General features: G+C 66.0%; 29 protein-coding genes, 1 tRNA gene and 1 pseudogene. 20 read left to right on the forward strand and 11 right to left on the reverse strand.

Annotated features, from left to right (window positions below; all coding sequences use genetic code 11):
- Positions 1–23: 23 nt before the first annotated feature.
- The gene (locus HPY32_RS20190; protein WP_067579006.1) at positions 24–1109 is read right to left on the reverse strand and encodes a glycoside hydrolase family 183 protein; all 1086 of its coding nucleotides are present in this window, start codon (positions 1107–1109) and stop codon (positions 24–26) included.
- A 204-nt stretch (positions 1110–1313) separates the two neighbouring features.
- Here HPY32_RS20190 and HPY32_RS20195 point away from each other — a divergent pair, with 204 nt between their 5' ends.
- Positions 1314–2480: a GGDEF domain-containing protein gene (locus HPY32_RS20195; protein WP_067579004.1), complete on the forward strand. Its 1167-nt coding sequence runs from the start codon at positions 1314–1316 to the stop codon at positions 2478–2480.
- 99 nt (positions 2481–2579) lie between these two features.
- Here HPY32_RS20195 and HPY32_RS20200 read toward each other — a convergent pair.
- A pseudogene (locus tag HPY32_RS20200) lies at positions 2580–4414 on the reverse strand (acyl-CoA dehydrogenase).
- Between the two features lie 295 nt (positions 4415–4709).
- Here HPY32_RS20200 and HPY32_RS20205 point away from each other — a divergent pair.
- Positions 4710–5315, forward strand: a complete 606-nt coding sequence (locus HPY32_RS20205; RefSeq protein ID WP_067579002.1) for an alpha/beta hydrolase family protein — start codon at positions 4710–4712, stop codon at positions 5313–5315.
- On the opposite strand, the gene HPY32_RS20210 is transcribed toward HPY32_RS20205, so the two are convergent.
- Positions 5302–5997: a class I SAM-dependent methyltransferase gene (locus tag HPY32_RS20210; protein WP_067579000.1), complete on the reverse strand. Its 696-nt coding sequence runs from the start codon at positions 5995–5997 to the stop codon at positions 5302–5304. The genes HPY32_RS20205 and HPY32_RS20210 overlap by 14 nt on opposite strands.
- Positions 5998–6055: 58 nt before the next feature.
- Here HPY32_RS20210 and HPY32_RS20215 point away from each other — a divergent pair, with 58 nt between their 5' ends.
- The gene (locus HPY32_RS20215) at positions 6056–6457 is read left to right on the forward strand and encodes a GNAT family N-acetyltransferase (RefSeq protein WP_171982944.1); all 402 of its coding nucleotides are present in this window, start codon (positions 6056–6058) and stop codon (positions 6455–6457) included.
- A gap of 2 nt (positions 6458–6459) precedes the next feature.
- Here HPY32_RS20215 and HPY32_RS20220 read toward each other — a convergent pair whose 3' ends face one another.
- The 3 genes from HPY32_RS20220 to HPY32_RS20230 form a co-directional block, all read right to left on the reverse strand.
- Positions 6460–7533 (reverse strand): glycoside hydrolase family 183 protein, encoded by a 1074-nt coding sequence (locus HPY32_RS20220; RefSeq protein WP_228786736.1) that lies wholly within the window; start codon positions 7531–7533, stop codon positions 6460–6462.
- A 232-nt stretch (positions 7534–7765) separates the two neighbouring features.
- On the reverse strand, positions 7766–8509 hold the full coding sequence (locus HPY32_RS20225) for a crotonase/enoyl-CoA hydratase family protein (protein WP_067578996.1): 744 nt from the start codon (positions 8507–8509) through the stop codon (positions 7766–7768).
- Positions 8506–9315: an alpha/beta fold hydrolase gene (locus tag HPY32_RS20230; RefSeq protein WP_067578994.1), complete on the reverse strand. Its 810-nt coding sequence runs from the start codon at positions 9313–9315 to the stop codon at positions 8506–8508. The genes HPY32_RS20225 and HPY32_RS20230 overlap by 4 nt, the downstream gene beginning before the upstream one ends.
- Before the next feature lie 122 nt (positions 9316–9437).
- Here HPY32_RS20230 and HPY32_RS20235 point away from each other — a divergent pair, with 122 nt between their 5' ends.
- The 3 genes from HPY32_RS20235 to HPY32_RS20245 all read left to right on the forward strand — a co-directional run bounded on the left by HPY32_RS20235 (position 9438) and on the right by HPY32_RS20245 (position 10383).
- Positions 9438–9662 carry a hypothetical protein gene (locus HPY32_RS20235; protein ID WP_067578992.1) on the forward strand — a complete coding sequence of 75 codons (225 nt, stop codon included), beginning with the start codon at positions 9438–9440 and terminating at the stop codon, positions 9660–9662.
- Entirely contained in the window at positions 9649–9945 is a 297-nt protein-coding gene (locus tag HPY32_RS44700) for a hypothetical protein (RefSeq protein ID WP_067578991.1), read from the forward strand. The genes HPY32_RS20235 and HPY32_RS44700 overlap by 14 nt, the downstream gene beginning before the upstream one ends.
- 102 nt (positions 9946–10047) lie before the next feature.
- Positions 10048–10383, forward strand: coding sequence for a hypothetical protein (locus tag HPY32_RS20245; protein WP_067578990.1), 336 nt, complete (start codon positions 10048–10050; stop codon positions 10381–10383).
- Between the two features lie 776 nt (positions 10384–11159).
- On the opposite strand, the gene HPY32_RS20250 is transcribed toward HPY32_RS20245, so the two are convergent.
- Positions 11160–11972, reverse strand: coding sequence for a PP2C family serine/threonine-protein phosphatase (locus tag HPY32_RS20250; RefSeq protein WP_171982945.1), 813 nt, complete (start codon positions 11970–11972; stop codon positions 11160–11162).
- Positions 11969–12802: a sigma factor-like helix-turn-helix DNA-binding protein gene (locus HPY32_RS20255; RefSeq protein ID WP_067578985.1), complete on the reverse strand. Its 834-nt coding sequence runs from the start codon at positions 12800–12802 to the stop codon at positions 11969–11971. The genes HPY32_RS20250 and HPY32_RS20255 overlap by 4 nt, the downstream gene beginning before the upstream one ends.
- A gap of 142 nt (positions 12803–12944) precedes the next feature.
- Between HPY32_RS20255 and HPY32_RS20260 the strand changes: the two genes are divergently transcribed.
- The 6 genes from HPY32_RS20260 to HPY32_RS20285 are packed head-to-tail and all read left to right on the forward strand — an operon-like array spanning position 12945 to position 17153.
- Positions 12945–13379, forward strand: coding sequence for a hypothetical protein (locus HPY32_RS20260; protein WP_067578983.1), 435 nt, complete (start codon positions 12945–12947; stop codon positions 13377–13379).
- 3 nt (positions 13380–13382) lie between these two features.
- Complete coding sequence (locus tag HPY32_RS20265) at positions 13383–13700, forward strand: hypothetical protein (protein WP_156673940.1); 318 nt, start codon at positions 13383–13385, stop codon at positions 13698–13700.
- Entirely contained in the window at positions 13697–14092 is a 396-nt protein-coding gene (locus tag HPY32_RS20270) for a hypothetical protein (protein WP_067578979.1), read from the forward strand. The genes HPY32_RS20265 and HPY32_RS20270 overlap by 4 nt, the downstream gene beginning before the upstream one ends.
- Entirely contained in the window at positions 14089–15804 is a 1716-nt protein-coding gene (locus HPY32_RS20275) for a replication initiator (RefSeq protein WP_231951345.1), read from the forward strand. The genes HPY32_RS20270 and HPY32_RS20275 overlap by 4 nt, the downstream gene beginning before the upstream one ends.
- Before the next feature lie 12 nt (positions 15805–15816).
- Positions 15817–16023 (forward strand): helix-turn-helix domain-containing protein, encoded by a 207-nt coding sequence (locus HPY32_RS20280; protein WP_067578976.1) that lies wholly within the window; start codon positions 15817–15819, stop codon positions 16021–16023.
- On the forward strand, positions 16023–17153 hold the full coding sequence (locus HPY32_RS20285) for a tyrosine-type recombinase/integrase (RefSeq protein ID WP_082870654.1): 1131 nt from the start codon (positions 16023–16025) through the stop codon (positions 17151–17153). The genes HPY32_RS20280 and HPY32_RS20285 overlap by 1 nt, the downstream gene beginning before the upstream one ends.
- A 116-nt stretch (positions 17154–17269) precedes the next feature.
- On the opposite strand, the gene HPY32_RS20290 is transcribed toward HPY32_RS20285, so the two are convergent.
- Both HPY32_RS20290 and HPY32_RS20295 read right to left on the reverse strand, forming a co-directional pair.
- Positions 17270–17340: transfer RNA gene (locus HPY32_RS20290), tRNA-Gly, on the reverse strand.
- A gap of 151 nt (positions 17341–17491) precedes the next feature.
- Positions 17492–18337 carry a site-specific integrase gene (locus tag HPY32_RS20295; RefSeq protein WP_067578974.1) on the reverse strand — a complete coding sequence of 282 codons (846 nt, stop codon included), beginning with the start codon at positions 18335–18337 and terminating at the stop codon, positions 17492–17494.
- Positions 18338–18519: 182 nt separating this feature from the next.
- On the opposite strand from HPY32_RS20295, the gene HPY32_RS46820 reads away from it, so the two are divergent.
- Entirely contained in the window at positions 18520–18777 is a 258-nt protein-coding gene (locus HPY32_RS46820; RefSeq protein WP_444939657.1) for a DUF7340 domain-containing protein, read from the forward strand.
- Positions 18778–18811: 34 nt separating this feature from the next.
- On the opposite strand, the gene HPY32_RS20300 is transcribed toward HPY32_RS46820, so the two are convergent.
- Positions 18812–19246 carry a hypothetical protein gene (locus HPY32_RS20300; RefSeq protein WP_067578972.1) on the reverse strand — a complete coding sequence of 145 codons (435 nt, stop codon included), beginning with the start codon at positions 19244–19246 and terminating at the stop codon, positions 18812–18814.
- A gap of 107 nt (positions 19247–19353) precedes the next feature.
- Here HPY32_RS20300 and HPY32_RS20305 point away from each other — a divergent pair, with 107 nt between their 5' ends.
- The 7 genes from HPY32_RS20305 (at position 19354) to HPY32_RS20335 (ending at position 25888) form a co-directional block, all read left to right on the forward strand.
- The gene (locus HPY32_RS20305; protein ID WP_067578970.1) at positions 19354–19674 is read left to right on the forward strand and encodes a hypothetical protein; all 321 of its coding nucleotides are present in this window, start codon (positions 19354–19356) and stop codon (positions 19672–19674) included.
- Positions 19671–20909, forward strand: coding sequence for an alpha/beta hydrolase (locus HPY32_RS46185; RefSeq protein WP_067578968.1), 1239 nt, complete (start codon positions 19671–19673; stop codon positions 20907–20909). Before HPY32_RS20305 ends, HPY32_RS46185 begins: the two co-directional genes overlap by 4 nt.
- Positions 20910–21581: 672 nt before the next feature.
- The gene (locus HPY32_RS20315) at positions 21582–22193 is read left to right on the forward strand and encodes a reverse transcriptase domain-containing protein (protein WP_462686487.1); all 612 of its coding nucleotides are present in this window, start codon (positions 21582–21584) and stop codon (positions 22191–22193) included.
- 83 nt (positions 22194–22276) lie between these two features.
- Complete coding sequence (locus HPY32_RS20320) at positions 22277–22624, forward strand: hypothetical protein (RefSeq protein ID WP_197696320.1); 348 nt, start codon at positions 22277–22279, stop codon at positions 22622–22624.
- Positions 22625–22756: 132 nt separating this feature from the next.
- The gene (locus HPY32_RS20325) at positions 22757–24460 is read left to right on the forward strand and encodes a recombinase family protein (protein ID WP_067578965.1); all 1704 of its coding nucleotides are present in this window, start codon (positions 22757–22759) and stop codon (positions 24458–24460) included.
- Positions 24450–25169, forward strand: coding sequence for a group II intron maturase-specific domain-containing protein (locus HPY32_RS20330; protein WP_231951342.1), 720 nt, complete (start codon positions 24450–24452; stop codon positions 25167–25169). The genes HPY32_RS20325 and HPY32_RS20330 overlap by 11 nt, the downstream gene beginning before the upstream one ends.
- Positions 25163–25888 carry an alpha/beta hydrolase gene (locus tag HPY32_RS20335; protein WP_067578963.1) on the forward strand — a complete coding sequence of 242 codons (726 nt, stop codon included), beginning with the start codon at positions 25163–25165 and terminating at the stop codon, positions 25886–25888. Before HPY32_RS20330 ends, HPY32_RS20335 begins: the two co-directional genes overlap by 7 nt.
- The last annotated feature ends 12 nt before the right edge of the window (positions 25889–25900 follow it).

Raw genomic sequence — 25900 nt, forward strand, 5'->3', positions numbered from 1 at the left:
GGAGCCTTCTCATTTCGCGCCGCTCACAGCGGACTGCGCATCAGCACCGCGTTGTACTGGTTGTGCACGGTCAGCGCGTAGTAGAGGGCGCTGCCGGTCTGATACGGATAGATCATCGGCGCGTACTGGGTGGGCAGCTCGCGCGCGTCGATCAGCACCCGCGGCGGGCCCCACGGCCCCTCCGGCGCGGGCGCGGTGCGCAGCACCACCGAGTTGAACGGATCGGTGGTCAGCATGACGTACTGCCCCAGATACTGATTCCACGCCACCGACAGCTCCCCGACACCACCGACGATCGGCTTGGCGGCATCGGCGGCGCCGGGCTTCCAGTTCTGACCGTCCCAGTACTCGTAGACGTCGATGTTCGCGATGTCGGCCTCCTTAACCCGCGCGATGAAGCCCGGGTTCTCGCGACCGGCCGGGGTGCCGTAGCGGTAGACGTAGCCGCCGGCCTTCAGGAAGGCGGCCTGCTGGAAGTTCTGGAAGCCGTTGTCGTTGCCGCGCCGGGTGGTCGGCAGCTGCGCCCAGGTCTGGCCGTCGTCGCCGGACACGGCGAGGGTGGAGAAGTTGGTGTCCCAGTGGCCGTCCCCGCCCCACTCCCGCACCGACATCATGCTCATGTACTGCACGCCGCCGACCGAGACGCCCGCGGTCGGGATGAAGCTGATCTCGATGCCCGGGATCTTCGGGCTGGGCAGCGGATTGTCGACGAAGCTCGTGTAGTGCACGCCGTCGACGGCGTCCGCTCCGCCCGGGCTGCGGAACAGGATGTTCGACCGCCACGCCCAGACGCTGCCCGCCAACAGATTCGGCACGCCCAGCCCGGCGGTGTCGCCGTAGGCGGTGATCATCTGCCCGCGCCCGTCGTCCCACATGATGCCCAGATCGGTGCCGAGCACATTGAACCGCTCGGTGCGGTTCGGGCTGGCCATGCCGGTGAGCTGAAAGACCGCCTGCGTCGGCCCGTTCAGGTGCGGTAGGCCGACGGACCCGTTCAGGCCCGGAATCGGGTTGATGTTGTTGGGGTCGGCACCGGCGGGTGAGGCCGCGACCGTCATCAGGGCCACCGCCGCGCAGGCTCCGGCGAGTACGGACAACGATCGAGCCATGATTCTCGTCCCTTCGTCAGGTCACGCCGTGGGTATTGTGCCCGTTCCGAGTCATCGATGTGAGACTTGCGCGCCGCAACATTTGTCACAAAGGGCTCGGACCGACCCACCGGTATAGTCCACGGTGAACGTGATCCCCTGTCCGGGCGGTAATCGAGACAGGCCGAGCAAGACCCTCAGTAGTCGGCGCTAGGCGGTACCTCGATGAGTGAGAGTCGTTCCATACTGCGAACCTGGTGGCGTGACCGGGTCGATTACGCATGGCTCGTCGGCACTTTCGAATCGCACCGCGCGCTCGCCCCGCTGAAGTTCATGGTCGGCGCCGGCGGCCTGGTCATGCTGGTGATCAATCTGTTGACCATGCTCTCGCCCGCGGGCCCGCGCGGCATCCCGGCGATGACGGTGGCCTGGACGGTCGCCGCGCTGGCGGTGCTGTGGACGGCGCGCTTCTGGCTGTTCTCCTGGCCGGGCGAGGCCGAATCGCTGATCTGGATCGCCAGCGCCGACATCGCGATCACCGCCAACGCCCTCGCCGACCACAACCGCCTCTACGGCGCGACGACCACCGTCCTGCTGGCGGTCACCGGCGGGTACATCACCGTCATGTACGGGCCGCGCATCCTGGCGCTGCACGTCGGCTGGTCGCTGGTGTCGATCCTGACGCTGGCGGCGCTGATGGTGATCCGCCATCCGACCGAATACGGCATCCCGCTGGCGAGCGCGGTCGTGCTGATCATGGTGGCGGCCACGGTCGTGGTGCTGCCCCCGGTTCAGTTCTGCCACTGGCTGTTACGCCGCGACGCCCTCTCCGATCCGCTGACCATGCTGCTGAACCGCCGCGGCCTGGACTACCACCTGTCCCGGTTCTTCGGCCCGTGCGGGCGCGGCAGCGTCTTCGTGCTGACCCTGGATCTGGACCGGTTCAAGCAGGTCAACGACACCTTCGGGCATTCGTTCGGGGACGAGGTGCTGGTGCGCACGGCCGAGCGGCTGCGGTCGGCGGCGCTGCCGGGCGCCATCATCGCGCGCTCCGGCGGCGAGGAGTTCGTCATCGTGGGGCATCTGCACGGCGAGGCGGTCGGCGCGGTCGCCGAGCGGCTGCGCTCGGCGGTCGAATCCATGCCGGGCCTGCCGATCGCCATCACCGCCAGCATCGGCGCCGCCGTCTTCGACCCGACCCGCACCAACGGCCGCCACACCCGCGGCACCCACCAGAACCTGCTGCGCCGCTCCGACTCCGCGATGTACCGCGCCAAACAACTCGGCGGCAACGCCGTGGTAGTCGCGGGCCCCACCGAGCCCGGCACCCTCGCAGACATGCCGCAGGCCCCGACCGCGACACGAATGTCGCAACCGGGGCCTGCGCGCTAGTCCCGCTGGTCCTGTCGAGCTGGTCCCGCTGTTCCCGGCCCCTGGTCCCTTTGTTCCCGGCGTGCTGGTCCCCTGTTCCCGGCGTGCTTTTGGCCGGGATCAGAAGGCTGCTTCGTCCAGCTCCATGATGTCGTTGTCCAGGTTGGCCAGCACGGCGCGGACCGCGGTCAGCTCCGGCAGGACATTGCGGGCGAAGAACTGCGCGACCGCGATCTTGCCGTGGTAGAACGCCTCGTCACCGGCCTTCGCGCCGTTGTCCAGCGCGGCCAGCGCCACCTCGGCCTGCCGCAGCAGCTGCCAGCCGATGAGCAGGTCGCCGATCGCGAGCAGGAACCGCACCGAGCCCAGGCCGACCTTGTACAGCTCGGCCGGATCCTGCTGGGCGCCCATCAGGTGCCCGGTCAGGGTCGCGGCCATCGCCTGCACGTCCTCGAGCGCGGTGGCCAGCAGCTTGCGCTCACCCTTGAGACGGCCGTTGCCCGCCTCGGACTCGATGAACTTGCCGATCTGCCCGGCCACATGCCCCAGCGCCACACCGCGATCACGAGCGATCTTGCGGAAGAAGAAGTCCTGCGCCTGGATGGCGGTGGTGCCCTCGTACAGCGAGTCGATCTTCGAATCCCGGATGTACTGCTCGATCGGATAATCCTGCAGGAAGCCCGAACCACCCAGGGTCTGCAGCGATTCGGTCAGGTACTGGTAGGCCCGCTCCGAACCCACACCCTTGACGATCGGCAGCAGCAGATCGTTCACCCGCGCCGCGAGATCGGCATCGGCGCCCGAAACCTGCTCCGCGACAACCGCATCCTGATGCGCGGCGGTGTACAGGTACACCGCGCGCAGACCCTCGGCGTACGCCTTCTGCGTCATCAGCGAACGACGCACATCCGGGTGGTGGGTGATGGTGACGCGCGGAGCGTTCTTGTCGGTCATCTGGGTCAGGTCCGCGCCCTGCACCCGCTGCTTGGCGTAGTCCAGCGCGTTCAGGTACCCGGTCGACAGGGTCGAAATGGCCTTGGTGCCCACCATCATTCGCGCGTGCTCGATGACCTCGAACATCTGCGCGATGCCGTTGTGCACCTCGCCGACCAGCCAGCCCTTGGCCGGAATGCCGTGCCCGCCGAAGGTCACCTCGCAGGTGGCCGACACCTTCAGGCCCATCTTGTGCTCGACATTGGTGACGAAAACGCCGTTGCGCTCGCCCAATTCGCCGGTCTCGTGGTCGAAGTGGAACTTCGGCACGAAGAACAGCGACAGCCCCTTGGTACCCGGCCCCGCGCCCTCGGGACGGGCCAGCACCAGGTGCATGATGTTCGGGAACAGATCATCGGAATCGGCGGAGGTGATGAACCGCTTCACGCCCTCGATGTGCCAGGAGCCGTCGGCCTGCGCAATCGCCTTGGTGCGCCCCGCACCCACATCGGAACCGGCGTCGGGCTCGGTGAGCACCATGGTGGCGCCCCAGCCGTTCTCCGAGGCGATCTTCGCCCAGCCCTTCTGCTCCTCGGTGGCGTTGTTGTAGAAGATGTTCGCGAAGCCCGCGCCCGCGGCGTACATGAACGCGGCCGGCTGCGCGCCGAGAATGAGCTCGGCGATGGCCCAGTACGCGGTGCGGGGGAAGGGCAGACCGCCCAGCTCCTCGGCGATGCCGAGCTTGTCCCAGCCGCCCTCCTGCAGCGCGCGGTAGCTCTTCTTGAACGACTCCGGCAGCGTGACGGTGTGGGTGTCGGGGTGGAACACCGGCGGGTTGCGGTCGGCGTCGGCGAAGGACTCGCCCAGCGGTCCCTCGGCAGGCGGCGGACCTCGTTGATCATCTCCTTGACGGTGTCGGTGTCGAGATCACCGAACGCGCCGCCGTCGAGGATCGAACCGATGCCGAGCACCTCGAAGAGGTTGAACTCCAGGTCGCGGACGTTGCTCTTGTAGTGGCCCATCTCTGTTACTCACTCTCCGTTGAGTTGGTGCGGTCGGTTGTGCCGTTCCCGCCCGTTGTCTCCATCGGGTAGCCCTCAACCTGCTACTCGCGGGTAACTTACACCGTATATTACCGACGGGTAGGGGTGGTTTCAACGAATCCGACCGCGGATGTGACGCGATGAACAGCCGTCATCTCGGCGTTTCGCGGGCGACCACGCGCCGACGGTGCCGACCGGCCGCGATCTTGCTGTTCGAGACCGGTTTTCGGCCCGCGCTGCCCGGTCCGCGGGCGGGTGCGAGTTACCGTTGGGCGTGCGCCTGCAGACGAGTGCCGGACCCGCGGACATCGAACTGGACCGCCCCGCGAAACCGAGATTTCTGCTATTGCTCACCCACGGTTCGGGCGGGGGAGTCGATGCGAAGGACCTGCTGGCCGTGCGCGATCGCGCGCTGGGTCTCGGCGGCGCGGTGGCGCGGGTGGTCCAGCCCTATCGCGTGGCGGGCCGACGCGCCCCCGGCTCGGCCGCCACGCAGGACGCGGCTTGGCTGGAAATCGTTGCGGCCCTTCGGAAAAAGTTCCGCGGCCTGCCGCTGATCCAGGGCGGCCGCAGCAACGGCGCCCGGGTGGCCTGCCGCACCGCCGTCCCCGCCGCCGCGAAAGGCGTTATCGCCCTGTCCTTCCCGCTGCACCCGCCCGGAAAGCCGGAGAAGACCCGCCGCGACGAACTCCTCGCTGCCTCCGAAATTCTCGATGTCGTCGTGATCAACGGCGAGCGAGACCCTTTCGGCATCCCGGACCCCGCCGACGCCGCCGAGGTCCGCGTGATCCCGGGCCAACCCCATTCCTTCCGAACGGGATTCGACGCCATCGGCGATACCGCCGAGTCCTGGCTCCGCCGCTGGTCTAATCCGTCGTAGCCTGCTCGTCCAAATCCGGCACCGTCCGCGTCGCCACCACCAGGGCGTCGATCGCATCCCGCCCCTCGGTCTCCCGAAACACCCTGTCCGCGAGGCGAATCCGTACATGGTCCCCCGCGGCGGCCAGGTCGCGCACGATGTCGTCCGGTGTGAACAGCACCGTCGGATCCTGCGGCCCCCCATAGCCGTCGGTGATGTTGGTGGTGTCGTGTCCCAGCACCAGCAGCACGCCGCCGGGGGAGAGCTGCTCGGCCACCCGGGCGAGCAGGGCGCCTCGCTGCGGGGCGAGCAGATGCAGGAAGACCATGAGCACCAGCTCGAACGGGCCGGTGATCCCGGCGGTGTCCGGATCGGTCAGGTCGGCGCAGTGCCAGTCGATCCGGCTCCGCACCGACCGCGACAGCCGCGAGGCGATGGTGCGGCCCTTATCGATGCCGACCTGGGCGAAGTCCACCGCGCGCACCTGCCAGCCGTGCGTGGCCAGCCACAGCGCATTACGCCCCTCCCCGCAGGCGAGGTCCAGGGCGCGCGGCAGCGGCGGCACGTCCCCGCCCGGAACGTCGGGTTGCAGCACGATCCGCCGCTCGAGCCCGTACACGTGCTCGACCACTGTCGCGTTCGGCGGTGCGCCCCACACCAATTCGCTGTGCGCATACCGCGCGTCCCACTCGGCCGCGTCCATGAGCCGAGTGTATGACCGGAGAAAACCACTCGACGACACACCGGTCCCGGACCGCACAATGACCGCCGTGCAGATCGACTACCGCTGGCGGGCCGAGCTCGCCGACACCGAACTCGTCGCCCTGACCCGCGCCCACGGCGGCACGGCCGAACCCGGCTGGTGGGACCGCATCCGCACGCACAGCCTGGGCTGGATGACCGCCCGGCTGCCCGGCGGCGACCTGATCGGCTTCGCCAATGTGGCCTGGGACGGCGGCGACCATGCCTTCCTGCTCGACCCCAAGGTGCACCCCGGGCAGCAGCGCCGCGGCATCGGCACCGAGCTGGTGCGGCGCGCGGCCGATGCCGCCGCCCGGTCCGGATGTACGTGGCTGCACGTCGATTTCGAGCCGCACCTGCGCCCGTTCTACTTCGACGCCTGCGGCTTCCGGCCCACCGACGCGGGCCTGATCGCGCTGTAGCGCTACAGGGTGGTGCGCATCAGGATCACGTTGTACTGGCTGTGCACCGTGGTGAGGAAGTACAGATCGCGGCCCGTCTGATACGGGAAGATCGACGGCGCGTAGGCGGTGGGCAGCTCGCGCGTGTCGATCAGCACCTCGGGCGGGCTCCACGGCCCCTCCGGCGACGCCGAGCGGCGCATCACCACGGAATTCCACGGGTCGGTGGTCAGCATGACGAACTGTCCGAGGTAGTCGTTCCACATCACCGACAGCTCGCCGACGCCGCCCGCGATCGGCGCGGCCGCGTTCACATCGCCCTTGCGCCAGCGCCCGCCGTCCCAGTACTCGTAGGCGCCGAGGTTCTGGATGTCGTCCTCGCGCACCCGCGCCACGTAGGCGGAGTTGTCGCGGCCCGACGGCGTGCCGTATTCGAAGACCCAGCCGTCGCTCTTGACGAAGGCGTTCATCTGGAAGTTGGCATTGCCGCCCTCGTTGGGCCGCCGGGTGAAGCCCAGATCGGCCCAGGTCTCGCCGTCGTCGGCGGAGGCGGCCAGCCCCGAGTAGTTGGTTGTCCACTGCCCCACCTGATCCCAGCTCTTCACCGACATCAGGCTCATGTACTGCACGCCCTTGACGGAGATCCCCGCGGTCGGGATGCGGCTGATCTCGAGTAATGGAATCTTCGGGCTCGGAATCAGATCGCGCGCCTGGCCGAAGACATCGCGCACCACGCTGTCGAAATAGATGCCGTTGCGCGGATTCTGGGTGTGGCTGCGCACCAGGATATTGCTGCGCCACTCCCATAAGCTGCCCGCCAACAGGTTCGGCAGGCCCAGCCCGGCGGTGTCGCCGAACGCGGTGAGCATCTCACCGTTCCCGTTGTCCCACATGATGCCCAGGTCGGTACCCAGGATGTTGTAGTTCTGGGTGGTGTTGGGGCTGGCCATGCCGGTGACCTGGAAGACCGCCCGCGAGCGGCCGACCAGCTGCGGTAGTCCGCTGGTGCCGTTGAGGACCGGGATCGGATTGATCGCATTGGGGTTCGCCGCGGCCGGTGCGGTGACGGTCAGGAGCACGGCCGAGGCGCCTGCCATCGCAGACAGCAGGATGGATGCGGTCCTGGACAAAACTGTGGGCCTCCGTTCTCGCCGAGGCGGGTGCGGCCCACCCGGAAATACCTGTGACACCGCACACGGTCATCGGACTGGCTGGCAAAGTGTGAAGATGCTAACAGCGAATCGCGTTTGCGCGAGTTTGCCTCACGGGGTTTCGGGGTATTCCTGATCGTTTTCGGCTCGGGGCTCGGCAGGCCCGCCGAATGCGTAACTACCTGCGGCCGAGCGCCTGCCGAAGGACGAGCGGGAGCTGGGTTGCCCGCTCGATGCCCAGTGTTCGCCAGGTGGCCGCCTGCCAGCTCCGGTCGAACAGCCGCTTGGCCGCGGCCACCGCGTGCGGCGGGCGCGCCGCGATCCGGTCGGCCAATTTCTCGGCGGCCCCGCGCGGATCGGCGGCGACCTCGGTGACCAGGCCGATGCGTTCGGCGTAGGCGGCGTCCACCGGATCGGCGGTCATGGTCAGCAGCAGCGCCTTATCGATGCCGATCAGCCGGGACAGGGTGGCCGCGCCGGTCATATCGGGAATCAGCCCGTGCCGGACCTCCATGACCGAGAAATCCGCATCGGGCGTGGCGAATCGGAAGTCGGCGGCCAGCGCGATCTGCAGCCCGCCGCCGTAGCAGTGGCCGTGCACGGCCGCGATCACCGGCTGCGGCAGCCGCCGCCACGCCCAGCACGCCTCCTGGAAGGTGTTGGTGCCGCGCCACGGCAGCGGAACGAAGCTGCGCGCGATGGTGAGCGGATCGCCCGCGGTCTTCGCGATGTCCAGCCCGCTCGAGAAGCTGGGCCCGTTGCCGGACAGGATCACCGCGCGGATGTCGTCGCGCTTGCCCACCGCCCGCGCCACCCGCGCCAGCTCGCCCAGCATGTCGATGGTCAGGCCGTTGTGCTTGTCGGGGCGATCCAGGGCGACGTAGGCGCGGTCGCCGTCGAAGGTCAGGGATACGTTGCTCATCGGCGGCTCTCCTTCGCCTGCCCGGGTGCGGCACCGAATTGGTCCAGCAGAATCTTCGCGCATCCGGCGGGGTCGTCGTAGAACGGGGTGTGGCCGCTGCCGCGCAGCGTGACGTGCCGGGCGCCGGGCAGCCAGGCGCGGGCGCGGCGGCTCTGGGTGGCGTAGGTGAGCAGGATGTCGCGGTCGCCCCACGCCACCGTGACCGGGATGCGCGCCAGCCGCCCGCCGTCGCGCAGCCGGGCGTCGTCGAAAGAGGCCAGGGCGCAATCGAATCCGGGCGCGTCGAGGGCGCCGACGACGGTGTCGAGGGCGACGCGGGCGTCCAGCGACCACGGCTTGCCGACGATCAGGCTCAGAAACGCGGTGCGGCCCACCGGATTTCCGAGCACGGCGGGCAGCGCGGGCCGCAGCCGCAGCCCGAGCGCCTTCGCGCCGCCCAGCGACCGCTGGCACCAGGCCCGTCCGGCGGTGGACCAGAAACCGATCGGCGAGAACGCGGTCACCGACCGGGCCAGCCCGCGCGCGCCGAGATTCAGCGCGATCAGCCCGCCCATGGAATTGCCTGCCAGATGCGGTCTTTCGAGGCTCTGCTCGGCGAGGAAGGCGGCGAGCGCGTCGGTGAGGGTGTCGACGGTGGTGCGGGCCAGCGGCGCGGTCTCGCCGAAGCCGGGCAGGTCGACCGCGAACACCTCGAACGAGCCCGCCAGGGTGTCGACGACCGGCTCCCACACCTGCCGCCGACTGCCCACGCCGTGCACCAGGACCAGCGGCTCGCCGGAGCCGCCCCGATGATGACTCAGATTCATACTCGACTCCCCGAGCGGGTGGTGAACGGCCTCACAGTAGCAACCATTGGCATCCCGCCAACAGGGCTTACCTAGTCTTCCCGGCATGCTTTTGGCCGGGAACCGGCGGTACGATAAACGGTATGGCTACCCGTAAGGTGACGTTGTCCCTGGACGAGGCGGCCTGGTCGTTCGCCGAGCAGGCCGCCGCGCGGGCGGGGATGTCCCCGTCCGCCTGGATCTCTCGAGCCGCCCGCCGAGAAGCGGTGCGCACCGGCTGTCTCCCGGTGCCCGAGCCGACCGAACAGGCGGCCACCGACGAGGCGGAACTGGTCCAGGCCGAGAAGGAGCTGCGTGCGCAGGGGTGAGGTGTGGATCTACAACCCGCATGGTTCGCCTCGTCGTCGCACGGTCGTGCTCATCTCCAGTGACGGCATCAACGAGTCGCCGCGCCCGTGGCTGATCGCCGCGGAGGTGGTCGCCGACGATCCGCTGGATATCCTCGCCGTCTCGATTCCCGGTCACGGCTGGGTGCACGCGGGCAATCTGGGCCGCATCTACCGCGGCTGGCTGGCCGATCGCATCGGCGTCTGCGACTCCGACACCCTGGAGCGGATCGACACCGCCCTGCGCGCGGCCATGGACCTGTGACCGCGGACTGTTCCCGCGCCGCGTGATACGGCAGTATCTCCACGGCGGCCGTGCCCGCCCGTCCGACAAGACAGCCGACTCTTCGCGAGAATCGAGGAACAGTTGAGGATTTCGCTGATCGCCGCCGCACTCATCGCCCTGCCCCTGCTGGCGGCCTGCGGCAGCTCCGACCACAAGGACGCCCAGCCGACCATCACCCAGGCCGACCTGTCCAAGTCCATGCAGTCCGGCGGCCTCGACCCCAAAGTCGCCGACTGCGCCGCGAAAATCTATGTAGAAGAAGGCATCTCCCAAGACGGCCTCCGCCTGATGTCCAAGCCCGGCACCAACACCCAATCCCCCGACCCCGGCACCATGGGCCTGAGCAAAGACGACGCCGCCAAGGCCAAGTCAGCGGTACAGAAATTCGTCCAACAGTGCACAGGAACCCAGCAGTAACCCAGCCCCACAAACACGAAAACCCCTCTCGAAGAGGGGTTTTCACAGTGGAGCCGGTGACGGGAATCGAACCCGCACTCTCAGCTTGGGAATCAGGGGATTGATCACGTAGGCAGGGCTAGCCCAAGTCGGCAGATGCACGGTAGGTACCTCGATTTACCGCTGTTGACCACAACATCTGGCACGTCTGTGGCACGCGCATAGGCGACCATTCGCCCCCCTGACTTTTCTTCCCCACCTTCCTCATACTGGCCATCCCTCAGTGGAAGACGGGCGTGTCAAGGATGCCGTAGGCACCGCGTAGCGGACACCGAAGGTGGTCCTTGACGCGCTCGTCTGGAGCGAGACAATTGGGCCATGAGGAAGGCGGGGAAACCAACACGAGATGAGGGCATCTCGGGAAGGTGTCGGGCGGCTCGGTGCCGGACTCATCGACCGGGTCGCCGCCCAGCTGACCACGGATGGACTCGACTGTTCGAATCCGCCCGGTGGTCCTGACCGTGTCCAGTCTTCCTCGGCCACCCCTCGTGGCAGATTCGTTGCCGTATAGGCGATATGGGACTCGTTGCGGCGTGCTGTGTGCGGCGCGACGCGCCGCTGCGGGCGAGGGACGAGCGGAGCGGCGCTTGCGTGGCGCGGCGCGCGCAGCGCGCCGCCTTGAGGACTGTATAGCCAAATTAAGCAAAGGGATTGCGTCGCAAGGTGCGCAGGGTCGCTGACATGGCCACCGGACTGAGTGTAGGAAGTAGCTCGGACGTGGCGGATGATCAGGCCGGTCAACTGGCATGGTGAGGACAGTTCGGTCGTACGACCGCGATCGTCTTGTCGTCGTGGCGCTTGGCTCGTGGCTGTAGGCGGCCGTCGGGATCGCGTTCGGCCTCCCATCGGTGGCAGCGGTCGAGAAGTTGTTCGAGCCCGGTGGCAGTGAAGTGGGCGACTTCGGGCCACGAAATATTCAGTGGCTCAAGCGGTTTGGCTGCGCCGTCGGTGGCCAAGATGACCCAGTCAACATCGGAAAAGGCGTAGCGCTGGACAACTGCGTGTTCGGCTGCCGATGGATCAGCTTCCGCAATCCAGTACCCACCTGGGCGATTTCGCCGCTGTCGTTGCTGTCGCTGGAGTGACTGCAACAGATCTCCGTGTGCCTGATCGTAGCCAGTGCCAGATTTGAGACGGCGCTTGTACTCCTGGGAATCGGGGAGGTCGAGGGCTCCGATTCGATCATCGATGATCAGATCGACAATCTTGTCGGCTTGGCCGATGACCACGGATGTATCGCCCAGGACGAGGATTTCGAGTTCATCACCGTGAGGGCGGAGGATGGCTACCGTGCTGGAGGGTGCTCGGCCCGGCAGGATTCGGAGATAATCAGCGGTCGCGCGGATTGCGTCAGCCAGGATGGATCGAAGATCGGATGGGCTGGCGAGCCGTTGGTACAGTTCGTTCTGAAGCACGTCGACGTAGGTGCCAGCTGAAGGCACGTCCGGATCAAATGCGGTTGCGCCGTCCAGAACGACTACACCGTTGTCGTCAGCGAGAACGCGATCGTCGGCTGTGCGTTCTTGAAGCTGGGCGGTCGCGATCTTCATTCGCTGTCCCTGTATGGACCTACGATAAGGCGGCTGTCGGTCACTGCGAACTCGGCATCGAAGTCGCATTCGATCACGGCCGAGACGAAGTTCGACGTGGGATCGAACAGCGTCGCGAGATGTTTGTCGAGCCAGTCAGCGACTCCCAAGGAACCGATGCTGGTGATGCCAGCTATGTGCACGATGACCCGGTCGTTCTCGCGTCGGCGTGACAGGTACCCGATGTCCGTTCGGATTGAGCTGTCTCGGCGATAGGGCGAGTTATGCCGCTGTCGCGCTTTCGCATCGGTGATCCACCAGCCGTCTTCGTCGCGCTCGAAGTCTAGGTACGGGTCACCCTCGAGGAGGTGTCGCGCCACCGGTGCCGACTTCGGTCCGCAGATGATGACGCAGTCTCCCGAGGGCAGCTCCGCTCGATCTGGATCGATGGCAAATACGTTGCAAGCCAAGGAAAGACGAGCCAGAAGGCTTTCGATGGCAAGCTGTGTGGCTTGATCGTTGGCGTCGAAGAAAGGACGTTCGCGGCCGTCCTCCAAGCCAAAGCGTCGGGGGATACCGACGGCGACCGGGCCAACTCCGAAGAAGGCTCGCTCAGGCCGAGGTGCTGAGGTTCGAATCTGGCTGATCCGGCCCTTCGTGATGCCGAGCTGTTCGGCTATCTCGGTGTAGCTCAGACCCTCCTGATGTGCCTCTTCGATTGCGGCCTTCCGGAGGCGGGCGAGTTCTGTAGCGCGCTGCTGATAGATGGTCATCAGCTCGGTGGCGCGCTGGCCACGGCGGATCGGATTCGGATCACTCCGAACCTGTTCGAACTCGTCAGCAGTAGCCACGCCTATGAGTTTAGAGCCCCTTGACTCCGAGCGGGACTCGGGCGTAGCGTTGCTGTTTACACCCTCTAAATTCTGTCGACCACGAGCGATGATGGCGAGTTTAGGGGTCATAAACCGAGAAAGGTTACCTGGGAGGATCATCATGCAGGCTCTGAAGACCGAGGCACCCGGCATCGTTCGGCCGGATCGGCTCAACTACGCGGGTTGGTGCATCTGGTGCGGTGAGCGGTACTGCACGAAGGCGCGGTGCGTGAAGATGCACGTGGAGTCGATTTGGGGTCCGTGCAGCGTGTGCGGCGGCTCCCAGATGTTGGACGTCAAGGGGGCGGATGAGTTGTGCGGCATCTGCATCGGTGGTCTGACCCAGTACGACTCGGTGGAGGATGCGGTCGAACAGGAGCGTCGGGAGACGGAGGCTCGACGTCGCCTCGCCCGGCATCTGTCGGTGGTGCCCGAGCCGGTGTACGTGGTGTCGGATCCGTCGCGGTGGCGTCCGGCTGCCGATCACGACCGGTCCGATGTTCCGGCTCCGTCGGTGCGGTCGGCGTCGGGTCAGGTCTTCTACGCGGGGTTCTGAGCGATGACATCCGGAACCGTGCTGAAAGTGTTTCTCGGGCAACGGCGTTGGCAGTCCCACAAGGCGTTTCGTGTGGAGTGGGACAAGGCGGCGGTGATGGTGGATGCCTCGCTTGTCGGCGGGGCTCCGGGGGAGCGGACGTTGCGGCGGTGGAAGTCCGGTGGTGTCCGTGTGCCGCACGCGGATCGTTGCCGGGTGCTGGAGGCCATGTTTCCGGGTTACTCGGCTGATCAGCTGTTGGCCCCGTTGCCCCGTCGCAGGTTGCGGCCCCGGCATTGGGAGTCGCGGGGGCAGATCGCCTTGTTCGAGGTGGCGGTATGAGTACCGCTGTCGTGATCCCGCTGCCTGTCCGCCGGTCCGAATCGTTGCCGCCGCGCATGACGTTCGCGAACCGCTGCATCTGGTGCGGCGACTACGACTGCGCCAATACCAATTGCATTGCCCTGCACGGTATTTCCGAGTGGGTGGTGTGCGCGCATTGCCACGGGACCGGGGAAGGTTTCAGGTCGGAGTCCAAGGGTTGCACGTGCGCGTTCGGGCTGGCCTTGGTGGCCCCGGATATTGAGCGTCGCCGCAACCTGCCGGGTACTGGGCTGCACCAGATCGACTACGGGCATTGGTCGGCCTACAACCATCTCGCCTACGGCGTGATCGCGGAGCGCGAGGACTTCACCGTGTGCGCCACCTCGTCCCGGAAGGACACCGTCGCATGACCGAACCTGTTGTCACGCAACCGGATCGGCCCGCCCCGAATCCAGCTGAAGAGGCCCCGGTGCGGGAGACGGCGGCGGATCGGTTGTCCGCGCTGGATTGGCTGGAGATCGCCCAGGGCGCGGCCGACAAGTTCGGGTCCTGCCGCAAACCGATCGCCATGTGGGTGGTGGACGAGCGGACGGGGGAACGACAGCCGGTCGGTGCGGCGTGCGGGAACACGCTGGAGTCGGTGTGTCCGGCGTGCGCGAAACGGAAGCGGGCCTTGCGGATTGCTCAGTGCCGGGAGGGCTGGCATCTGGACGCGGAACCGGTGATCGTGAAGCCGGACCCGACCGATCAGCAGATGGATTTGGTGGCGGCGCGGTCGTCGTTGCAGCAGGACTACCAGCGGGCGAAGGAGGACGGGGACACCTTCACCATGGACGGTATCCGCGAGATCGTGCGGGATTTGGATGCGGAGCTGCGGGAGACCGGTGTCCGTAAACGGCTTCCCCCGTTGGACGCGCCACCCCGGAAGTCCTCGACGCGGTCGACCAGGCGTCGCACCGATGTCCCGGAGTTGCCGCGGTTGAAGGTGACCAATCGGACGGTGGGGGAGGTGTTCGCGGGTAAGTACCGGCCGAGCACGTTCGTCACGTTGACCATGCCCGGGTACGGGGCGGTGCACCGCGACGGCGCGAAGAACCGCAAGGGGGAGGTGTGCGGGGATGGTTCCCCGATCGATCCGGACCACTACGACTATCGGCAGGCGGCCCGTGATGTGGTGCATTTCGCGGCCCTGTTCAACCGGTGGGTGCAGAACCTGCGGCGCGCGGTGGGCTGGAAGGTGCAGTACTTCGCCACCGTGGAGCCCCAGCGCCGCGGTGCCCCGCATATCCACCTGTTGATCCGGGGTGCGGTCCCGAACGAGATCATCCGTCAGTGCACCGCGGCGACCTACCTTCAGGTGTGGTGGCCCCCGCACGACATGCAGGCGTATTGGCATGGGCGGCTGCCCCGCTGGGACTACGACGCGAGGACGTTCGTGGACCCGGAGACCGGTGAACGGTTGCTGTCGTGGGGGCAGGGCCGCGAGATCATGGACGCCTCCGACACACCGACGCATGTGGCGCGGTTCGGGGTGCAGGTGAAACCCAAGGGCATCTTGAAGGGCACCCCGAAGGCCGATGCCGCCATCGGCTACCTGGCCAAATACCTCACCAAGTCCGTTGGCGAGATTCTGGAGCCGCCGAATCAGCGCACCGCCGACCACTACGACCGGTTGCACGCGGAGTTGCTGCGGACGCCGTGTTCGGATTCCTGCCCGGTGTGGCTGCTGTACGGCGTCGTCCCGAAAGGCGCGGGCCCGAAGACGGTGCCGGGCCGGTGCGGGGCGAACGTGCACAAGCGCGACTGCCTGGGCGTGGCCGGTAACCGGCAGCTGGTGTCGAAGCTGTGGACCGGGAAGACGTTGAAGGATCATCAGGCCGAACGCCAGGAGTTCGTTAAGCAACTCCTCGACGGGGCCGGTATCGAGCAGGAGGACACCTCACATCTGAAGGTGGTCCTGGCCGAACCCGGAGACCCGAACGTTCCGCCCCGCCATCACCTGATCATGTCGTTGATCGCGCAACAGTCCCGATGGCGCAATCAGCTCATGGAAGCCCGAGCACTTCTCGGCGAGAGTCCACCCGGCGACGAACCCGTTAAGCAACTACCGGAAGCGGCATAGGGGAGGGGAGAAATGGACATCGAATTGGGGTATCTGGATGTGGAAGCGGCGGCGGTGTACCTCGGCGTGAAGGTGCGGTTCATCCGTCGTTTGGTGGCCGAACGACGCGTCGTGTTCTACAAGGTCGGCGGGCACGTGCGGTTCAAGGTCTCGGACCTGGAGGAGTTCGCCCAAGCAGGTCGTGTCGACGTGGCTCCGTACTCTCGGCGGGCCAGCTGATGAGCAAGAAGCGCGGATTTGGAAACGTCCGGAAACTGCCGTCGGGGCGGTGGCAGGCTCGTTATCGAGGTCCGGACGGCCAGATGCGGCCTGCCCCAAGGACATTCGTCACCAAGAAGGCGGCCGAGCAATGGCTGTCGACTACGGAAGTGCAGATCCTCCAAGGCGATTGGATCGATCCCGAACGGGGCAAGATCTTGCTGAAGGAGTACGTCGAGCGCTGGATCGATCAGCGTCCCGGTCTGCGGCCGAGGACTCGGGAGCTGTATCGATGGTTGTTGCGCAAGCATGTCGAGGAGACGGACTTGGGCGGTACCGCGGTCGGCAAGCTGACGACACCGATGGTCCGGCAATGGCGTTCCGGTCGGATTGAGGCGGGGGTGTCGGAGATCGTGACCGCCAAGGCGTATCGGCTGGTGCGGGCGGCGCTGAACACGGCCGTGGACGAGGACAAGATCATCCCTCGTAATCCGTGCCGAGTCCGGGGTGCCGACAGGGAGAACAGCCCCGAGCGGCCGGTGCTCACGGTCGGCCAGGTGTTCGCGCTCGCCGGTGCCGTCCCGGACCGGTATCGGGTGCTGATCCTGCTCACCGCGTTCTGTTCGCTGCGTTGGGGTGAGGTGTCGGCGCTGACCCGAGCGGACCTCTCCGAAGGGGCAACGACGGTCCGGATCGGCAAGGCGTTGGTGGAGCTACCTGCTAAGGGCCTTGTCGTGGCGTCTCCGAAATCACGCGCCGGTATCCGGACGCTGACCGTTCCCGAAGCCGTCCGCTCCGATGTCCTGATGCACCTGGAGAAGTACGCGCGGACCGCACCGAGTGCCTACGTGTTCACCGGCCTGAAGGGAAATCCGTTGCGGCGCTCCAACTTTGCGCAGCAGGTGAAGTGGGCGAAGGTGACGGCGGGAGTCGGGCTGACCGGCGTCCACTTCCACGATCTCCGTCATGCCGGGAACCTGTGGGCGTCCAAATCGGGCATGTCGACCAAGGACCTCATGGCGCGAATGGGGCACGACGACATGCGCGCGGCGCTGATCTACCAGCGGGCCACCGACGACGCTCAGCGTCGCATCGCCGACGACTTGTCCCGCATGGCGAAGGAATACCGCGAGGGACGTTCCGGTGCCTAGTGGCACGTGTGTGGCACGGCGGCGTATCGCGGCAGGCCCGAAATGATCTCAGCGCGAATCGGATTCACTGCGGATGGCCTTGGTGACCTGCGCGGAGAGCGCGAGAGCGATCGTAGAGCCGGTGACGGGAATCGAACCCGCACTCTCAGCTTGGGAAGCTGATGTTCTACCACTAAACTACACCGGCGCGACTCTGAGGAGCCTGCCATACCCTAGCAGACCAGGGATGATCCCGTGCAAGTCTGCTGGTACCGGGGGCCGGAGTGGGCCCCTGAAGGGCCCTACTCCGGATTTACTCCGGATTTTCAGCTGAGGGGGCCATGCCTGGCCGCTGGGAGTCATCCCTGATCGGTGTCGGCGAACGAGGCTACGTACTCCTCTACATCGGTCACGAACTCGTCCACGGTCTCCGCGAAGTCCTCCAGGTAGCTGCGGGTGTCAGGTACCTCTACGGCGGGCTCGACATAGTGTCGCTTGGTCACCTCGCTCGTCGAGTGCCCGAGTTGGGCTGCGGCTTTCTCGATGTCCTGGTGGCCGATCTTGGTGCCGACGGTCTTGCGGTAGGTGTGCGGGTTCATCGGCAACTCGACCAGGCCAACCCGGTCGCGGGCGTCGTTGATCGACCGGCGGGCGGTATTCGGGTGGTGGATCGTTCCGTTGCGGGAGGGGAACACGAGATCCTCTGGCTCGTGCGGCATTTGGTCGCGGCGAGTACGCATCACCTCGGTCAGCCAGCGTGGCAGCTTCAGTCGCCGTCGCGCCTGCGGACCGTCCTTCGGGTAGGGCTGGGCGTAGACGCTCTTGCCGCCTCCCCAGGCGGCGGTGGCTTCGATGAGCAGTGTGGGGATCTCGGCGTCGAGGTCGAAGTGCTTCCAGCGCAGCACGACGACTTCGCCGATGCGGGCGCCGGTGCCGAGTATCAGGTCGACGATGTCGGCGACGCCGCTGCGGGCGCAGTACCGGTCGGCGCGCAGCATCTTGCGGACCATCTTCACCTGGGCCGGGTTGAGCGCGACCACGGGTTTGCGGTCCACGCTGATCGGCGCGGTCAACCGGACGAGGTTTCCGAACCTCGCGGCACCGCGCTTGCTGGCCAGGTCGTACATTCCGCGCAAGCAGACTCGCGCCAGTTGCGCTGTGGGTTTCCCGACTTCCTTCTTGATTGCGTCGAAGAATCCCTCCATCTTTGCTACCCACAGTTCGTCGACGGTAAGCCCGCCGATCTTTTTTATAATGTGGGTTTCGACGATGGTCTTATATCGCCGGTAGGTGGACCAGCCCTTGGACTCTTTGATGATTTCGAGCCATTTTCGTGCGAGGGTTTCGATGAGCGATTCCGGAGCAACTCCACGACTGGATCGCCACCCTGCAGCGCTGGACCAGCACCGGACACGCACAGCTCGAGCCGGTCCGCCGCTGGGAACTCGTCGCTGCATGCCCCGCCTGCGGAGTCCGCACCGTTCATCGCCCTGACACCAGCGGCGAACTCGTCCGCCAAGCCGCACTCCAGATCACCGCGGACGGCTGCATCTGCCTGTCCTGCCGAACTACTTGGGCGCCAACCCATTACCGGATTCTGGCTGCCGCTCTTGGGTGCCGAATGCCGCCGGGGGTTCTCGAATAGCCTTCCATGTGGCTGGGAATGGTCAGCGGTGTGTTCAATACTCCAGCCAGGTTTTGCGCTGGTAGTAGGGGTCCATCTCGTCTTCGGGGGTGGGATCGCACCGTGACGTCGACGCGGCTTGTTGGTGGGTCCAGCCAGCATCGGCTTGCTGATGCGGTTGTTGGTTGAGTGCGTCCGTCATCCGTTCGCGTAGCGCCAGGAGCCGGGGGTCGTTCTCGAGGCGGGCTACGGCGTCGGCAACCGAGTTGCGGGCCTCGGCAAGGGCGGTGGCATGGAGGCGAATGATGGCTTCCACCAGAGTGTCCGGATCGAGTCGGCGTCCGTAGTCGGTGAGGCGGATGGCACGGAGGCTGCCGTCCGGGCCGACGTCGATCGAGGCGATGTCACCGGCCATCGAGGCTGTAGCGCCGTGGGCCAGGGAGGCTTCGAGGTGTTCGATGTGACCTGCTAGCGGGTCGATGTCGTCCATCTACGTTGTCCTCCCCGTTCCTGATTTACCCTGTTCGCAGCATAGAGTTACCGCAGAACGGGAACCAGCCGGCCGCTGGACGGTCGGACGAAAACTAGGGGCCGAGCGTGGGGTCAGGGCCGGGCGAGATTCTATTCGTCGACAAACCAGCGTGCCGCGCACTCGCGGACGGGCTCGGGACCGCAGGACAAGACCTTCAGGTCCTTGGCAAGGGCGGCGCCACTGTCGACAGCCTGACCAACGGCCTCCCGGGAGCACAGACACCCGACGCCTACCACACCGCGACCGGGGCCGCCGACAAGGCGATGGCCGCGGTCGGCACCGCATTGCTGGAGATGGGCGGGACCGTCGTCGGCGCGGTGATCAGCTTCCAGGACCAGGACACCGCGAATGCTCGGAGCATTGTGGCCGCGGGTGGTGGCCGGTGAGTGACCATTTCACGGTGTCGCAGGTGCTGAGCTGGAATCCGGGCTCGCTGACCGAGCAGGCCGCCGAGTGGGATCGGCAGGCCAACGAGTTGCGGACCAGGATGGATACCCAGAACCGTGCGGTGGACGGGTCTCATGACACGTTCAAGGGCGCAGCGGGCGATGCGATGCGTGTCCGGTTCGGACAGGTTTATCAGAAGTCGCGGAAGGTGTTGGAGGCGTTGGAGAACGGCCGCGACGCCGCCAAGATCGCGAGCATGAACTTCACCGCCGCAAAAGGTTTGGTGTCGGCGCAGAAACGGACGGCGGAGGCCAAGGGCCTGACCGTGGGCGACGACGGCACCTGCTCCATCAAAGAGGAGACCAAACACGGGCTCTACTTGTCGGTCGGCGGTGACGAGACCAAGTACAACACCGCAATGGCCGCACTCCAGCTCGATTGCAACAACGAGACCTCGTTCATGAAGAAGGTCCTCGACCACGCCGCCACTACCGATGCGAACGCGGTCACCGAGATCGGCAAGGCATTCGCCGACCTGCCCGCCGCAGATACTTTCGGCAACGCGACAACACCGAAGACAGAGATCATCCCACCACCGAAAAATGGTACCCCGCAACAGAATCGGGACTGGTGGAACACGCTGACTCCGCAACAACAGCGGGAGGAGATCAGCACCCACCCAGCCGATATCGGCAACCTCGACGGACTTCCAGCCTCGGCACGAGACCAGGCCAACCGCAACGAGATTCCCGTCGAGCGTGCGCGCCTACAAGACCAACTGACACTCGATATGGCACTGGCCAACGCCGGACAGGACCAGGCCCGCCGCAACGTAGACGACGTGCAGGGACGGTTGAAGGACCTCGACACGATCGACGACCAGCTGCGAAAACATCCCGACGCCAAACTGATGGCGTTGGACATGAAAAACGGACGTCAAGGCCGTGCCGCACTGGCGTTCGGCGACCCGGACACCGCCGACCATGTAGCAGTCACTACACCGGGTCTCGGTACGAATGTGCACGGCTCGCTGGCGGACATGGCGAAGGAAGGCGAGGCGTTGAAGCAGAATGCCGAGCACCAGTTGAGTAGGGCGGGGAAGACCGACACCGTGGCAGCGATCGCCTGGATCGGGTACGAGTGCGCCACGAGGCGCTGGCAGTTCCGGATGGGGGTGAGAGACCTGCCGTCTGTTCCTCGTCGTAGCGGGGAATTGAAGCTGGAGGCAGCCTGATCCGGGAGTCGCTGGGGAGGGTGGGAGCAGCCTCGACAAAGTCACGACGGTTCAGTACTACCGGATGGGCCGGGCGTGGTGAGCAAGACGAGAAGGCATACGAGAGGAACCGGTGTTGTTACGCCTCTTGACAAGCCGCCAGCTCGAACCCGGTGGATGTGGGCTGGATCGCGGTGCGTGCTTTCCCAGAGTTGTTGTGGGCGAGCAACTTTCGGTCGGGTCTTCGTAGCTTGGGCCGGGAGATCATGGTGAAGGACTACGGCGTAGCCATGGTGATGCCGCAGGGGTAGAGCCGGGTGCCTAACTCGTCGACCGGATGCCAGTGAACGTGGGAACCGTTCGTGTTCGTGCTGCGTGATCGGTCCTCAGCCAGGGACCGGCGGGCAGAGAGGTGCGACGTCAGCCGAGGAACGCGAGCGGGGCGGAGCCGCCGTAGTACTGCGAGTGCGGGAAAGCCGTGCACATCGGGAAGGGCGGCAGTGTGTCGGTCAGGAAGGGACTGCGATGCCCGGAGACGCATCGGTGAATACCGGTGCTGTGGAGTGGCCGGATGCGGATTCGGCGTCCTTCACGGTACGGAGGATGCAGACCAAACTGCACTGTTGGGCGGGAGCGGACCGCTCCCGTCGATTCGGGGATTTGTTCAACCTCGTCTATGACCCGGCGTTTCTGATGCACGCGTGGACGCGTGTGTCCGGTAACGCTGGGGCGCGAACTCCGGGGATCGATAAGGTCACGGTGACGTGGATCGAGTCGGTTATCGGGGTTCCGGCTTTTCTGGAACATGTGCGGAACTTGTTGAAAGCCAGTGAGTTCCGTCCGGTCGAGGTGCGGCGTGCGGTGATTCCGAAGGCGAGCGGGAAGTTCCGTAAGCTGGGGATTCCGACTGTCACGGATCGGGTGGTCCAGGCGAGTCTGAAGTTGGTGCTCGAGCCTGTTTTCGAGGCGGATTTCCTGCCGTGCTCGTACGGGTTCCGGCCGAACCGGCGCGCGCAGGACGCGATCGCCGAGATCCATCACTCCAGTACCGGAAACGCGGACTACTACTGGGTCGTGGACGCGGATATCGAGGCGTGTTTCGACGAGATCTCGCACACGGCGTTGATGAGACGCCTGCGTGGGAGGATCGCGGATAAGCGGGTGTGTGCGCTGGTGAAAGCCTTCCTGAAATCCGGTGTGTTATCGGAAGCCGGTGACCGGGAACAGACACCGCAGGGAACGCCGCAGGGTGGGATAACTACGCCCCCAACGCAGTTGGCAACTTCTGCTTCGACGTCGAGCTGAGTTACCGTCGGCTCGAGCTGATGCCTCGTGCCAATTCCTCTGTTCCGGAGCGGGATTGACATGTCGGGTAGTAGTTTTATGTCATGGCTGATGGTCGTGTCCGGGTGGGTGCGGTCGAGTACGCGCGGCGGGTCAATGCCGCTGCCGATCTCCTCGCCACGGGGCTATCGGTCGCCGAAGTTGTTGTGGCAGTGGCAGCTCGGTTCGACTGCTCGACGCGGCAAGCCCGCCGGTATGCCGATCACGCGGTGCGCGAGGGCCGGGTCACGGTTCCCGGCGAGTCGGTGGTTTTCACCGTCAAGCTGCCGGCGGTGCTGGCGGGGCGGGTCCGGGACCGGGCGCGGGGCTCGCAGATCACGATCTCCGCCCTGGTGGCGGCGGCGTTGACGGAGTTCTTGGCGCGGGGCCCTGGACAGCTGCGTCGCAGGTGAACGAGCGGGCGGTCGAAGCGGAGTTCGTGTTCGACCGTCACGCGGCCACGGATGTGTCGGTGGCCTACGCCATTCTGGTACCGCAACGACGGGCCCGCATTCCGCGAGCCGGTCAGGAAGGAATGACACCGCATGACGAACGCGGTGATGTACGCCCGAGTGTCCTCGGCCCGGCAGAAGAAGAACGAGACGATCGGCTCCCAGATCGAAGCCCTGCGCGCCCACGCGGCAGACCTCGGGCTCGAGGTGCCTGAGCAGTGGATCTTCTGCGACGACGGGCATTCCGGGGCCACGCTGATCCGTCCGGCGCTCGAGCGGTTGCGGGACCTGATCGCGGGCGTCGATATCGATGTGGTGCTGTGCTACTCACCGGACCGCCTCGCCCGCAAGTTCGCCTACCAGGCGCTGCTGATCGAGGAATTCACCCGCGCCGGGGTCCGGGTCGAGTTCGTCCGCGGACCGCGCGGCGACACCCCCGAAGACCAGCTGATGGTGCAGTTCCAGGGCATGTTCGCCGAATACGAGAAAGCCCAGATCATGGAACGGTATCGGCGCGGCAAGACCCACCGCGCCAAATCGGGGTCGGTCAACGTGCTCGGCGGTGCCCCGTTCGGCTACCGCTATCTGCGCAAAACCGACCACAGTGGCGCGGTCTACGAGATCGCCGAGCATGAGGCAACGCTGGTCGCGGAGATGTTTCGGCGTTACGCCGACGACGGGGCCTCCATCGCCGACCTGACGCGCTGGCTCACCGATACCGGCACCCCGACCCGCACCGGCAAGACCCGGTGGGATCGGTCGGTGATCTGGGGCATGCTGCGTAACCCGGCCTATGCCGGACGGGCGGTGTTCGGCAAGACGAAGGTCGTGCACGAATCGGCGGACCTCAACCGGGTGGCGCGGCTGGCGGGCCGCTCGACACCGACCGCGTCGAAAACCGTGGACCGCCCACGCGAGGAATGGATCGAGATCGCGGTCCCGGCGATCGTGTCGCAAGCAACCTTCGACCGGGTCGCCGCGCGGCTGGCCGAGAACAAACGCACCACAGGCCGCGGACGAGGCCGGGGACACACCGAATCGTATCTGCTGCAAGGACTTTCAGCGTGCGCCCGATGCGGTTACGGCTACTACCGGACCGCGACCCGCACCACGAACAAGCGGATCTCCTACTACCGATGCCTGGGCTCGGACAACTACCGCTACGAAGGCGGACGGGTCTGTGACAACAAACCGGTCCGCGCGGACTACCTCGATGACGTCGTCTGGGACCACCTCACCGCCCTGCTCGCCGACCCCGCGCTGATCCGCACCGAGATCGACAAACGACTCGACACCGCGAAATCCTCCGACCCCGTTGTGGCGCAACGCAAACGACTTGATACCGCGCTGGCCAAGACCCGCTCCGGGATCGCCGCGATGATCGAAGCGTTCGGTGAGCAGCTGATCACGATCGACGAACTGCGCGCCCGCATGCCCGAGCTGCGGGCCCGCGAAACCAGCCTGCGCAACCAGATCGGCGCCCTCGACGCCCAGCAAGCCGACCGCGAAGGCTACCTCGCGCTCGCCAGCGACCTCGAAGGGTTCCTCGCCCAGCTTCGCTCCAACGCCGAGACCGCGACCGTCGACGACCGCCGACGCGTGGTGAAACTGCTGGTCAAAGACGTCCTCATCGGCCCCGAGAAGATCACCATCCGCCACCGCATCCCACTGCGTGAACGCACCAACAGCGGCGAGGAGTCCGCCGCCGACACCGACACGGAGGGCGAACATTGCCAACTGCGTTGGGGGCGTACTCTCCCCGCTGCTGGCCAATATCGCCCTGTCGGTGCTGGATGAATACTACGACCAGCAACGGCGGGACGTGATGGCCACGTCGTACCAGCGGCTCGTGCGCAGACGGGACGGGTTGGCCAACTGGCGGTTGATCCGCTATGCGGACGACTTCGTCGTCATGGTGTCCGGTACGAGGGAACATGCCGAGGCACTGCGCGAGGAAATGGCAGACGTGCTGGCCCCGATGGGGTTACGGCTGTCATCGGAGAAGACCCGGGTGGTCCATGTCGACGAGGGCTTCGACTTCCTCTCGTTCACTATCCGGCGCTTCCGGAAGAGGGGAACGAACAAGTATTACGTCTATACCGTGCCGTCCAAGAAAGCGATCGAGGCGATCAAGGGCAAGGTGCGGGAGAAGACGCACAGATCCACCCGCGTCCTCGAACTGGATCGTTTATTACGCATCCTGAATGGGGCGTTGAGGGGGTGGGCGAACTACTTCCGTTACGGCGTGTCCAAAGTCGTGTTCAAGGCGGTGGACGACTTCACCTGGAATCGAGTGATGCGGTGGATAAGGGTGAAATACAAAGGGCGGAACCGTCTCACGATGAAACAGATGCGTCGCCGCTTCTGTGATCGGGGATGGAGGTTCGCGCACAACGGGGTCGTATTCACCGGCGCGGCCAGCGTCACCGTGACCCGCTACCGCTATCGCGGTAGCCGGATCCCGAACCCCTGGCAACCGAAACCGGCAACAGCACAAGCATGTTGACCAACAGGCAAGACACATGGAGCGCCCGGTGCCTCGAGAGGGGCACGCCGGGTGCGGGAGGGGGCCTCGGGAAACGGGTCGGCGGCGACGCCGACACCGCGCCCGAGGTCTACCTCACCCCACCGCAGAAGGACATCAACGACATCGGCAACGTAGCGATGCAAGGCCGAGCCGAAGAAGGCGCCGGTGCCCTCGCGAAGTTCTACGACGGCCTCGATGTGGCAAGCACTCGAAACCAGCCACATATCACCGCATTGGGCCACTCCTACGGTTCGGTCACGACGAGTCTCGCCCTGCAGCAAGACCACGGGAAGAGCGTCCAGGACGTGGTGTTCTACGGTTCACCAGGACTCGGCGAACGAGTACCGGTCCCGATCAACCCATGGATAGCAGACAGCCCGATCGGCGGGATCAACGACGCTGTCCAGTCACCCGCCGACCTAGGGATGCAACTGGGCCACGTCTACGAGATGACCGACGCAAGCGATCCCATCGCGAATCTCAACCGGTTCGGACGCAGCCCCGACGCCGTGCCATGGATCACCCACCTCGATACCCATGCCGTGACGGTCGATGGTGTGCAGTACACGCAAGGGACCGGTCACGCCGAGTACCCGCGGGTCGACCCCAGCACGGGAGCTCTCCATCGCTCCGGCTACAACCTCGCTGCCATCGTTGCCGGACTCCCGGACAACGCGACCAACCCACAGCAGCGATGAAACTGTCCTTCG

The organism is Nocardia terpenica (genome assembly GCF_013186535.1).
GTDB classification, from domain to species: domain Bacteria; phylum Actinomycetota; class Actinomycetes; order Mycobacteriales; family Mycobacteriaceae; genus Nocardia; species Nocardia terpenica.

Bases quoted from the DNA above. Each gene is read 5' to 3' on its own strand.
- HPY32_RS20190 (WP_067579006.1), bottom strand. From the start codon at position 1,109: ATGGCTCGATCGTTGTCCGTACTCGCCGGAGCCTGCGCGGCGGTGGCC.
- HPY32_RS20195 (WP_067579004.1), top strand. From the start codon at position 1,314: ATGAGTGAGAGTCGTTCCATACTGCGAACCTGGTGGCGTGACCGGGTC.
- HPY32_RS20210 (WP_067579000.1), bottom strand. From the start codon at position 5,997: ATGGACGCGGCCGAGTGGGACGCGCGGTATGCGCACAGCGAATTGGTG.
- HPY32_RS20215 (WP_171982944.1), top strand. From the start codon at position 6,056: ATGACCGCCGTGCAGATCGACTACCGCTGGCGGGCCGAGCTCGCCGAC.
- HPY32_RS20220 (WP_228786736.1), bottom strand. From the start codon at position 7,533: ATGGCAGGCGCCTCGGCCGTGCTCCTGACCGTCACCGCACCGGCCGCG.
- HPY32_RS20225 (WP_067578996.1), bottom strand. From the start codon at position 8,509: ATGAGCAACGTATCCCTGACCTTCGACGGCGACCGCGCCTACGTCGCC.
- HPY32_RS20230 (WP_067578994.1), bottom strand. From the start codon at position 9,315: ATGAATCTGAGTCATCATCGGGGCGGCTCCGGCGAGCCGCTGGTCCTG.
- HPY32_RS20235 (WP_067578992.1), top strand. From the start codon at position 9,438: ATGGCTACCCGTAAGGTGACGTTGTCCCTGGACGAGGCGGCCTGGTCG.
- HPY32_RS20250 (WP_171982945.1), bottom strand. From the start codon at position 11,972: ATGAAGATCGCGACCGCCCAGCTTCAAGAACGCACAGCCGACGATCGC.
- HPY32_RS20260 (WP_067578983.1), top strand. From the start codon at position 12,945: ATGCAGGCTCTGAAGACCGAGGCACCCGGCATCGTTCGGCCGGATCGG.
- HPY32_RS20265 (WP_156673940.1), top strand. From the start codon at position 13,383: ATGACATCCGGAACCGTGCTGAAAGTGTTTCTCGGGCAACGGCGTTGG.
- HPY32_RS20270 (WP_067578979.1), top strand. From the start codon at position 13,697: ATGAGTACCGCTGTCGTGATCCCGCTGCCTGTCCGCCGGTCCGAATCG.
- HPY32_RS20275 (WP_231951345.1), top strand. From the start codon at position 14,089: ATGACCGAACCTGTTGTCACGCAACCGGATCGGCCCGCCCCGAATCCA.
- HPY32_RS20280 (WP_067578976.1), top strand. From the start codon at position 15,817: ATGGACATCGAATTGGGGTATCTGGATGTGGAAGCGGCGGCGGTGTAC.
- HPY32_RS20285 (WP_082870654.1), top strand. From the start codon at position 16,023: ATGAGCAAGAAGCGCGGATTTGGAAACGTCCGGAAACTGCCGTCGGGG.
- HPY32_RS20295 (WP_067578974.1), bottom strand. From the start codon at position 18,337: ATGGAGGGATTCTTCGACGCAATCAAGAAGGAAGTCGGGAAACCCACA.
- HPY32_RS20300 (WP_067578972.1), bottom strand. From the start codon at position 19,246: ATGGACGACATCGACCCGCTAGCAGGTCACATCGAACACCTCGAAGCC.
- HPY32_RS20315 (WP_462686487.1), top strand. From the start codon at position 21,582: ATGCACGCGTGGACGCGTGTGTCCGGTAACGCTGGGGCGCGAACTCCG.
- HPY32_RS20320 (WP_197696320.1), top strand. From the start codon at position 22,277: ATGGCTGATGGTCGTGTCCGGGTGGGTGCGGTCGAGTACGCGCGGCGG.
- HPY32_RS20325 (WP_067578965.1), top strand. From the start codon at position 22,757: ATGACGAACGCGGTGATGTACGCCCGAGTGTCCTCGGCCCGGCAGAAG.
- HPY32_RS20335 (WP_067578963.1), top strand. From the start codon at position 25,163: ATGTTGACCAACAGGCAAGACACATGGAGCGCCCGGTGCCTCGAGAGG.